General features: G+C 56.7%; 8 protein-coding genes. 5 read left to right on the top strand and 3 right to left on the bottom strand.

Features of this window, described 5'->3' with window-relative positions; all coding sequences use genetic code 11:
- Window positions 1-181: 181 nt before the first annotated feature.
- Entirely contained in the window at window positions 182-1,228 is a 1,047-nt protein-coding gene (locus tag L1065_RS12885; RefSeq protein ID WP_237095906.1) for an alcohol dehydrogenase family protein, read from the bottom strand.
- A gap of 74 nt (window positions 1,229-1,302) precedes the next feature.
- On the opposite strand from L1065_RS12885, the gene L1065_RS12880 reads away from it, so the two are divergent.
- Complete coding sequence (locus tag L1065_RS12880) at window positions 1,303-1,818, top strand: TetR/AcrR family transcriptional regulator (protein WP_237095905.1); 516 nt, start codon at window positions 1,303-1,305, stop codon at window positions 1,816-1,818.
- Between the two features lie 184 nt (window positions 1,819-2,002).
- On the opposite strand, the gene L1065_RS12875 is transcribed toward L1065_RS12880, so the two are convergent.
- Window positions 2,003-2,614, bottom strand: coding sequence for a TetR/AcrR family transcriptional regulator (locus tag L1065_RS12875; protein WP_237095904.1), 612 nt, complete (start codon window positions 2,612-2,614; stop codon window positions 2,003-2,005).
- A gap of 112 nt (window positions 2,615-2,726) precedes the next feature.
- Between L1065_RS12875 and L1065_RS12870 the strand changes: the two genes are divergently transcribed.
- The 3 genes from L1065_RS12870 (at window position 2,727) to L1065_RS12860 (ending at window position 7,273) form a co-directional block, all read left to right on the top strand.
- On the top strand, window positions 2,727-4,772 hold the full coding sequence (locus L1065_RS12870; protein WP_237095903.1) for an NADH:flavin oxidoreductase: 2,046 nt from the start codon (window positions 2,727-2,729) through the stop codon (window positions 4,770-4,772).
- A 175-nt stretch (window positions 4,773-4,947) separates the two neighbouring features.
- Window positions 4,948-5,595, top strand: a complete 648-nt coding sequence (locus L1065_RS12865; RefSeq protein WP_370641189.1) for a tyrosine-type recombinase/integrase — start codon at window positions 4,948-4,950, stop codon at window positions 5,593-5,595.
- A gap of 235 nt (window positions 5,596-5,830) precedes the next feature.
- Window positions 5,831-7,273 carry a Hint domain-containing protein gene (locus L1065_RS12860; protein WP_237095902.1) on the top strand — a complete coding sequence of 481 codons (1,443 nt, stop codon included), beginning with the start codon at window positions 5,831-5,833 and terminating at the stop codon, window positions 7,271-7,273.
- Between the two features lie 102 nt (window positions 7,274-7,375).
- Here L1065_RS12860 and L1065_RS12855 read toward each other — a convergent pair whose 3' ends face one another.
- The gene (locus L1065_RS12855; protein WP_237095901.1) at window positions 7,376-8,659 is read right to left on the bottom strand and encodes an aminotransferase; all 1,284 of its coding nucleotides are present in this window, start codon (window positions 8,657-8,659) and stop codon (window positions 7,376-7,378) included.
- 117 nt (window positions 8,660-8,776) lie between these two features.
- Here L1065_RS12855 and L1065_RS12850 point away from each other — a divergent pair, with 117 nt between their 5' ends.
- Window positions 8,777-9,946 carry an alpha-hydroxy acid oxidase gene (locus L1065_RS12850; protein WP_237095900.1) on the top strand — a complete coding sequence of 390 codons (1,170 nt, stop codon included), beginning with the start codon at window positions 8,777-8,779 and terminating at the stop codon, window positions 9,944-9,946.
- Window positions 9,947-9,967: the final 21 nt, after the last annotated feature.

The raw sequence follows: 9,967 nt of genomic DNA, 5'->3' as shown, positions 1-9,967 counted from the left end.
GCGCAGGTACCACCGCACGGCACAAAGGATGATATCACATGGAAACCGGTGGTGTTTGAACGGAGATCTCAGCAGCATACTCAACCTCAAAACACAAAAAATGCCGAAACCTCTGATTTATGCAACAGTCCCAGCAAAGTGAGGCAAGCCGCTCTTTGGGTCGTGCCCGCTCATCGGCTGATCAATCTACCTTCAAAACAATCTTGCCCGTGTAGCCTTTGGCCCCAAAGGCATCTTGTGCGGCGTTGATATTATCCAACGCAAAGACCTCGGCCACCAACGGCTTGATCTCGGATCGCTCGATCCGCCCAATCAAATTCCCGAAGACGTCCGGTTCCAGAACGGTGCAACCGAAGAAGCTAAGATCCTTGAGGTAAAGCGTGCGCACGTCCAGTTCGACCAATGGGCCGCCGATGGCACCAGCGACGGCATAGCGGCCACCGGGGCGCAGGACATCTAAAAGGCTTGGCCATTTTGGTCCTGCCACAAGGTCCACCACCACGTCGATGCTGCTTGCACCCAATTCCGCAACCAGATCCGCATCCCTTGGCAGTGTTCGGTCTGCGCCAAGGTCCGTCAGGGTGCCCATCTTCGCAGGGCTGGTGATGGCGATAACGGTCGCGCCGCGTGCGCGGGCCAGTTGCACGGTGGCTGAACCGACGCCGCCCGACGCACCAGTGACCAAAACACTCTCGCCCGCTTGCAGGTTGGCACGCGTCAGCATGTTTTCTGCCGTGGAATAGGAGCACGGAAAGGACGCCAGTTCGATATCCGTCAGATCGCTGTTGATGGTGTAGGCATGACGTGCGTCAACTCGCGTGAACTGGGCAAACCCGCCATCACATTCAGAGCCGAAATACCAAGGCGGAGTTTGTTTCGCGCCGTCCGCAAAGCGGATGCACGGCTCAATAAGAACGCGCTCGCCGATGCGGCTGGCGTCAACATCCGATCCGACAGCCACGATTTCCCCGCACACATCCGCCCCTTGAATACGTGGAAACTCCAAAGGCTTACCCGACCAAGTGGCATCTGCATCTTCGGCGTCGCCCTTGGAATACCAAGCGGTGCGGGTGTTGATGTCGGTGTTGTTCACCCCGGCGGCCCGCACGCGGACGATCACGTCGTTTGGGCCTGGCGTAAGCACCGGTAGATTGTCCCGCATTTCAAGCATCTCTGGCCCGCCATGGCCAGTTAGGATAACGCCGCGCATCGTTTCGGGAAGGATCATGCAAATCTCTGGTAGAATGTTTACTCTACTTGCGCAGGTAGAGCGAACACTCTACTTCGTCAATCATGAATGAGATGGCGACAAAGATTGCTGACGGCTTGGAGCGCGCCTTTGCGATGCAGGGCTTTGCTGCACCCAGCGTTGAGGACTTGCGTGACGCCGCAGGTGTGAGCCTGCGCACGCTCTACAAATACGCCCCCTCGCGCGATCTGATGATCCGAATGGCGTTAGAGCATCGGCACCAGCGGTATTTGGGGCATGTTTTTGGCGATCAGAACAGGTCATCTGGGCAGAGCTTGGATGAGACACTCGATCGCGTGGCGAATTGGATGCAAACAGAAGCCAGCCACGGCTGCTTGTTTCACGCGGCTGTCGCCTCTGCACCCGATGATCAGAAGCTCCGCCAGCTCTTGGAAGCCCACAAGTCGGAAGTCTCACAACGAGCTGCGGTAAGTGCAGGGTGCGACATCAGTCCCAATGACGTCATGGTTATCATCGAAGGATTAACCCAGGCGTGGTCTTTATCCCAAGATGCTGCGCTAACCAGCGCCAAACGACTTGCACGACTGGCAGAGGCGCAAAGCGCGTAGGTCAGCGTAACGCTCAATGCAGCGCTTCACCCCAACCGTAGCATCGCACATGAACTGGCAGATCGCGTGACAAGCAGCGAATTTGCCAGACTTGCACCAATGACCACAAAAGCGCATCTGTCGGCAAACGGACTATCGGGACGTAATCGTCTTGTGATACTGCAGTCAGGCATCGAATTTTTGCTTAAATATGCCGCTCTAAAAACTCATCGACGTCGCTTCTCGAAGGAACGATGCCAGAGAAAATCTCAACGTAGTGCTGTACCCGTGCGAGCCTGTCTTGTCGCGCCTCCTCAACCTCCATCGAGATATACCCGATCTGTGTATAGATCACTGTGAGACTGCGCACGTGGGCTTGATCAGCTGAAAAGCCGTGGCGTTGAAACAGATCCGCGACGGCACTAATACGGATGCGATCTGCATCGTTCAATCGGATCTGTAGATCTCCGTCCACACGGGCCCAGTTGCGGATGGCCAGGTCGAGGCCCGCATCGAACAGGGAAGGATCAAGCCAGCAATCCATTAGGTTGAACAACCCGGTACAGATGTTCGGCGCAGGCTTGTTGCAGCGCTTGACAAGGTTGCCGGTGTTCTTGTTTTCCCACCGTTCGATCATTGCGACGTGCAGTTCTTTGAGGTCCGCAAAAAACCAATAAAAGCCTGTGCGCGAGAGGTTCAGTTTTTCGGCCAAGGCCATGATTTTGACCGCGCCGATACCGTCGGACACCAACATCTCGTAGGCGGCATCGAGCCACAGGTCTTTTGAGCCGCGTTGACGAGAGGAAGGCTGTAGCATGCCGCAAGAATAGATTTCTTGACAGGTGTGTCAATTGCCACCCAAGATAAACTTGACACCTATGTCAGGATTTCTGCACACCTTCTGACGCCTTCGAAAAAGGAATTTTTCAATGACCAAAGACCCGCTGCTTCAGCCCTATCAACTGAAACACCTGACATTGAAAAATCGGATCATGACAACCAGCCATGAGCCTGCCTACCCCGAAGACGGCATGCCCAAAGACCGCTATCGGGCCTATCATGCCGAGCGCGCGAAAGCGGGCGTGGCTCTGACCATGACCGCGGGCTCTGCGGCGGTATCAAAGGACAGCCCGCCGGTGTTCAACAATATCCTTGCCTATAAGGACGAGGTTGTGCCGTGGATCCAGGACCTGACCGATAGCTGCCATGAGCATGGTTGTGCCGTGATGATCCAGCTGACGCATTTGGGACGGCGAACAACGTGGAACAAAGGCGATTGGTTGCCATCTGTCTCGTCCTCCAAACACCGCGAGCCCGCCCACCGTGCCTTTCCCAAACTGATCGAGGATTGGGATATCGAACGGATAATTACCGATTTTGCCGATGCGGCAGAGCGGATGCAGGCGGGCGGTATGGATGGCATTGAGTTGCAGGTATACGGTCACCTTTTGGATCAATTCTGGTCGCCGCTTACCAATGATCTTGTTGGGCCCTATGGCGCGGACACTCTCGAAAACCGCATGCGGTTTCCGCTGGATGTTCTGGCGGCGATCCGCAAACGCGTCGGCGACGACTTCATCGTGGGCTTCCGTTACACAGCGGATGAGGCGCAGAAAGGCGGCATCACTGCCGAAGACGGGCTGAAAATTTCCAAGACGCTGGCCGATACGGGCCAACTGGACTTTCTGAACGTCGTGCGCGGCCGCATCCATACGGATCCTGCCATGACCGATCTGATCCCCGTTCAAGGCATGAAGAATGCGCCGCATCTTGATTTTGCAGGGCAGGTGAAGAAACTGACAGGCATGCCAACCTTCCATGCCGCCAAGATCCCCGATGTGGCCACTGCGCGGCATGCGGTCGAAGCGGGCCTTCTGGATATGGTCGGCATGACCCGTGCGCATATGGCCGATCCCCATGTGGTCAAAAAGATTACGGAGGGGCACGAGGACGATATTCGCCCCTGCGTTGGTGCCACTTATTGTCTGGATCGCATCTATGAGGCCGGAGACGCGCTTTGCATCCACAACGCTGCGACAGGGCGCGAGTTGACCATGCCGCATACGATCCAAGCAGCCGAAGTGAAACGCAAAGTTGTCGTCGTTGGCGCAGGGCCAGCGGGACTCGAAGCCGCCCGCGTCGCCGCTGAACGTGGTCACGATGTTGTGGTGTTCGAGGCGCAACCTGACCCCGGTGGACAAGTGCGTCTGACCGCCCTGAGCCCGCGCCGTCGCGAGATGATCTCGATCATCGACTGGCGGATGGCGCAATGTGCGGCCCGCGATGTGGAATTCCATTTCAACACCTGGGCCGAGGCGAAAGACGTCACAGCCCTAAACCCCGATGTCGTCATCATCGCCACAGGCGGCGTGCCCAACACCGAACTCTTTGAGACCGGTAAGGGTGCGGCTCATGTGGCAACCTCATGGGATATCATCGCAGGGGATGTGAACCCTGCGCAGAACGTTCTGATCTATGACGAAGCGGGCGATCACGCAGGACTGCAAGCGGCAGATATCGCAGCCGCCGCAGGATCAACCGTCGAGGTGATGACCCCGGATCGTACGTTTGCGCCGGGCGTCATGGCGATGAATCTCGTGCCTTACATGCGCGCGCTGCAGGACAAGGACGTGACCTTCACAGTAACCCGCCGATTGCTCGACGTGGCGCGCAGCGGCAACAAACTGACAGCAACGATCGGCACCGACTACAGCGATCACTCAAAAGAACAAGATTATGATCAGGTCGTGATCAACTACGGCACATTGCCTTTGGATGAGTTATATTTCGATCTGAAACCACTCAGCTTGAACGGCGGGGCTGTGGACCACGATGCGTTGATCGAAGGTGCGCCGCAGACCATTCAACGCAATGAGGCCGGGACGTTTCAACTCTTCCGGATCGGCGATGCCGTGTCAGCCCGCAATACGCACGCCGCAATTTATGACGCGCTGCGGCTGGTAAAGGACTTGTAGGTATTCGGGACTGAAAACACACAAACCCGCCATTCGTGCACCGCGCAGCATCGGTCACTCTGGGCTCTGAGCGGTCGCGTGCGAATACAGCGCCGATGCCGTCAGTCGTCTTTTGATAGCTGCCATTGCCAAGTACATTACAATTTTACTGCCAGCGCGGTGTTGGTGACTGGGTTTGGAGGGTGGGTCGGAGGGCATATCATGCCAAGAGTCCAACTTCCCGCAACGCAGAGCCTGGAACAAGGGGCGGATCATCGATCAAAAACGGTCGTTGCTGCCAAAACGGGTATGGGCAATCCGGGCACGGTTCGAGCTGGCGGGTTATCTACGCGATCTAGCTTTGTTCAACGTCGCCATCGACAGCAAGCTGCGCGGCTGTGATCTCGTCAACTTGGCCGTGGCGGACCTTGTTAAGGACGACCGCGTTGGGGAACGCGTTTTCGTGATCCAGAGCAAGACCAAACGACCGGTCCAGTTTGAACTGACGGAAAACACGCGTGAAACCGTTTTGTCTCGGGACAGAGCTCCCAAGATGTTTGCGTGTCAGTTTATGTTTACCAGCTGCTTTCATTACCAGCCACATATCTCAACGCGCCAGTATGGACGATTGGTGCGAGAGTGGGGCACTGCGATCGGGCTAGCTCCGAGTGAATATAGCACACACTCACTCCGGCGCACTAAGGCAGCGGAGATTTATCGGAAGACCAGTAATCTGCGTGCGGTGCAGCTGTTGCACGGTCACACCAAAGTTGACAGTACACTGCGCTACCTTGGCGTTGAACTTGAGGATGCACTGAGTGTCGCAGAGCGCATCGACATTTAGTGCAACTTGGCGAGCCGTCCTGCCGTTCGCCATTTCAAAGCGGATATCTGTACCTGATGCGGCGTTGGTCGGTGTTAAGCCCCTTGTTACCGATGTACCAACAGCGGCTTTATCCAACGCACAAAGCTCAAATTCGATTAATTTTTGAGTTTTTCTTGAGCACTCTGAAAAGACTACGTTAATTGTTTCAACCTATCCCTTGATCGGTAATCAAACTGCTTGCCGAGATTAAAAGATGCCAACTTTCACAATCGTCGCCGCTGGCACCGATCCGCTTGGCCCCAATGAAATCGCAGCAGGGACCGACATTCAGGTCACTGACGGCGATATCTTTATCATTGATGCTTCCGCTAACTCGAACGTCACCTTTAAGGCGGACAGCGGCATTCCAGCGGATTTCGATATCATTTTCCAAAGCTCGAACACCAACGCGTTCAACATCAAGGTCGAAGGCAATCTGACATCAACCGTCGACGTTGCCGCCAATTCCGATCTTGCTGGGATCAATCTTGATGCGAAGTCATCTGATGGTCTGACGATGACGGCCGCAGACGGCGTCAGTTTTGGACAATTTGATGGTTCAACTCTCGGCAGCAACGATGTCACAATTGGCAACGGGTTTACGACGACCCGCAACTGGACGTTTGGAGACAACAGCGACAGTTTGATCGTCGGCGATGATGCGACATTCGCAAACATAGATACGCGCGCAGGCGATGATACCATCGAGTTTGGAGATCGCGCCACGATCCAATCCATCGCAACAAAGGAAGGTAACGACAGCCTTACCATTGGTGATGATGCAGACTCGGGCAATATCTCTACCGGCAAAGGCGATGACACGATAACCACTGGCCGCAATGCGCAGATCACAGCGATCGATGGCGGTGAAGACAACGACAGCCATACGACCCAAACGCTTGGGATGAACACAAGTAATATTGAAACGACCACCACCTGCTACAACGCTGGCACAATGATCGACACCCCAGATGGCCCGCGCGCGGTAGAAACCCTGCGCCCCGGTGATCTGGTGCTGACCGCAGATCACGGGCCGCAGGAAATCCGATGGGTACGCAGCAGCGATCAGCTCCTTGAAGATGTCGATTTTGATGGCAAGCCTGTCCTTATTGCGGCAGGGGCATTGGGCAAGGGCCTGCCCGCGCAAGACCTGATCGTATCCCCGCAACACCGCATTCTGGTTGGCGGTGATGGGCAGCTGACCCGGTATTTTGACGGGAAGGCTTTTGCGCCCGCCAAAGCGTTGACCAAACTCCCCGGTATTCGCCACATGAAGGGCAAGTCGAAAATCACGTGGGTTCATTTTGCCTGCGACCGTCACGAAGTCGTCACGGCCAACGGATGCCTGTCGGAATCTCTGTTGCTGGCGCCAATGTTCGCCTATGGGCTGACGCGCGAAGAACGCCGCACGCTGACCGCCATATTTGGGCCCGTAATGCAGCCAGGCGCCGCGTTTAACGGCCCTGCCGCCCACACCTGTCTGAAGGTCGGCGAGGTGCGCCATCAGATTTCGAGCGGCGCGACGGCCAAATACACCTCCGCTATTGCAAAAGAAATCCGAAAATGGGATGTGGGCGCCGCGATGAAAAGATATGAAGCGGAGCGTCTGCGAGTTGATGTTCGGGCAAAACAAAAGCGTGAGACTGCGGCCGCCTAATCGCCCCGCTAGGCGACAGATAGCCCCAATTTACATGTTTATAGCGGCCATTGGCGCAGCCGCAGCAAATTGGCGCTTTGTCCCGCAAAGCAGACCGTCCCCCTACCCCGCCGCTTGGATACTGTCCTCCAAAACATCCGTGAAGTGATCAATCTCGTCGTCGCTCACAATCAAAGGCGGTGACATGGCAATCGTGTCGCCAATGATGCGGAAGAACACCCCACGTTTTTCGGCCTCGGCCCCGACCATCGCGCCTGTGAGGCCCGATGCGGGGTCCAGTTCAACGGCAGCAATCAGCCCTTTGGACCGCACGTTGCCCACAGAATTCATCGTCTTGAACCGCTCCAGCCGCTTGGCCAGATGGGCGCCGCGCGCCTGCACGGTGGCTTCCACGTCCATACGCTCATAAATCTCGATCGCTTTGAGCGCGACTGCGCAGCTGACAGGGTGGCCCCCGTAGGTCAGCCCGTGCCCGAAGGTGCCGTGTTGGTGGCCGAAATCCGCAATGACCTCATACATATCGGCGTGGATACCCACGGCCGAAAGGGGTGCGTAGGCGCTGGTCAGTTGCTTGGCCATGGTCATCATTTGCGGCGCGATCCCGTAGGTGTTGCAGCCAAACCAGGACCCCGTGCGCCCAAAGCCGCAGATCACCTCGTCGGCGATCAGCAATATGTCATGGGCTTTCAGCACCTCTTGCACGCCAGCCCAATAGCCAGCGGGCGGGATGATGACCCCCCCTGCCCCCATCACCGGCTCGCCGATCATGGCGGCGATGGTATCTGTGCCGTGATCTGTGATGGTCGCTTCCAGCTCATCCACAAGGCGTTGGGTGAATTGCGCCTCGCTTTCGCCGCTATGGGCTTCGCCATGATAGTGCGGGCGACCCACGCGGATGGGCCACGGCAGGTCAAAACCGCCATGCGCATAGGCCAGTCCCGTCAGCCCCGCACTAGTGGTCAGCGATCCGTGATAAGCCCCGTGCCGGCTGATGATCTGCTTTTTATCCGTCTTGCCGCGTCCGTTTTGATAGAACCGCGCGATTTTGACGGCGATATCCACCGCTTCCGAGCCTGAGCAACCAAAGAAGAACCGCTCAATCCCTTCTGGCGTGATCTGGGCCAGTTTTGTAGCCAGTTGATCGGTCACGTCTATGCTGCGGCCCTTGAAGGAATGGTAGTAGGGCAACTGTTGCATTTGCGCTTGCGCGGCGTCGATCAATTCGCGGTTGGACCAGCCAAGGGCGGTGCACCACAGGCCAGCGACGGCATCCATGTATCTGGTGCCATGCACATCGGTGACCCAACAGCCATCGCCTGATGCGATGGTGATCGGGGGTGTTTGGTCTGCTGCGCGCGGGTCTGTAAAAGGATAAAGCTGTGCCATGATTGCATCATTGCCCAAGCCCGCGCATCTTGGCCATATTGAAAACGACCTAAATGTCGCGTTGTGCGAAAATGTCTGAATTGGTAATAGATGTTTACCAATACCGAAGGAAAGCCTATGCCCGTCATCACCTGCATCGATGATCTCAAGAAAATTCACGAACGCCGCGTGCCGCGTATGTTTTATGACTATGCGGAATCGGGCAGTTGGACAGAACAGACCTTCCGCGAGAACACATCTGATTTCGATCAGATCCGCCTGCGTCAACGCGTGGCCGTTGATATGACGGGGCGCAGCACGGTCAGCCAGATGGTCGGTCAGGATGTGGCCATGCCTGTGGCGCTGGCCCCTGTGGGGCTGACGGGCATGCAGCACGCCGATGGCGAGATCAAAGCCGCGCGGGCCGCTGAAAAATTTGGCGTGCCTTATACACTGTCCACGATGTCGATCAATTCGATCGAGGATGTGGCCGCCGCGACCGAAGCCCCCTTCTGGTTCCAGCTTTATACCATGAAGGACGAGGATTATGTGGACCGTCTGATCCAGCGCGCCAAAGATGCCAAATGCAATGCGCTGGTCATCACGCTGGATTTGCAAATCTTGGGTCAACGTCACAAGGATCTGAAAAACGGGTTGTCCGCCCCGCCCAAGCTGACGCCGAAATCCATTGCGAATCTAGCAACGAAATGGGCCTGGGGAATTGAGATGCTGAGCGCCAAGCGCCGCGAGTTCGGCAACATTGTGGGGCATGTGGAGGGTATCAGCGATACCTCTAGCCTGTCGTCATGGACCGCCGAACAGTTCGACCCGGCGCTGGATTGGGACAAGGTGACCAAACTGATCGAGAAATGGGACGGCAAGACGATCCTCAAGGGTATCCTGGATGCCGAGGACGCCAAGATGGCCGTAAAGGTGGGCGCCGATGCGATTATCGTGTCCAACCACGGCGGGCGTCAGTTGGACGGGGCGTTGTCGTCAATCCGGATGTTACCGCAGATCATGGATGCCGTGGGCGGCGAAATCGAAGTCTGGCTGGACAGTGGTATTCGCAGCGGTCAGGACATCCTCAAGGCACTGGCCCTCGGCGCGAAAGGCACGATGATTGGCCGCGCCTATATCTACGGCCTTGGTGCGATGGGGCAAAAGGGCGTGACAGCCGCACTTGAGGTGCTGCACAAGGAATTGGACACCACCATGGCGCTATGCGGGCGGCGCAATGTGGCCGAATTGGACCGCGATATCCTACTGGTGCCCCAAGACTTCGCAGGACGCTGGCAACAAAACTAAGCATGGGCTAACGTCGCGCCT

It is taken from the genome of Nereida sp. MMG025 (genome assembly GCF_021654165.1).
In the GTDB taxonomy this organism is placed as follows: Bacteria; Pseudomonadota; Alphaproteobacteria; order Rhodobacterales; family Rhodobacteraceae; genus Nereida.
Note: the sequence above shows the minus strand (reverse complement) of the source record. Positions and strands in the feature narration are given on the sequence as shown.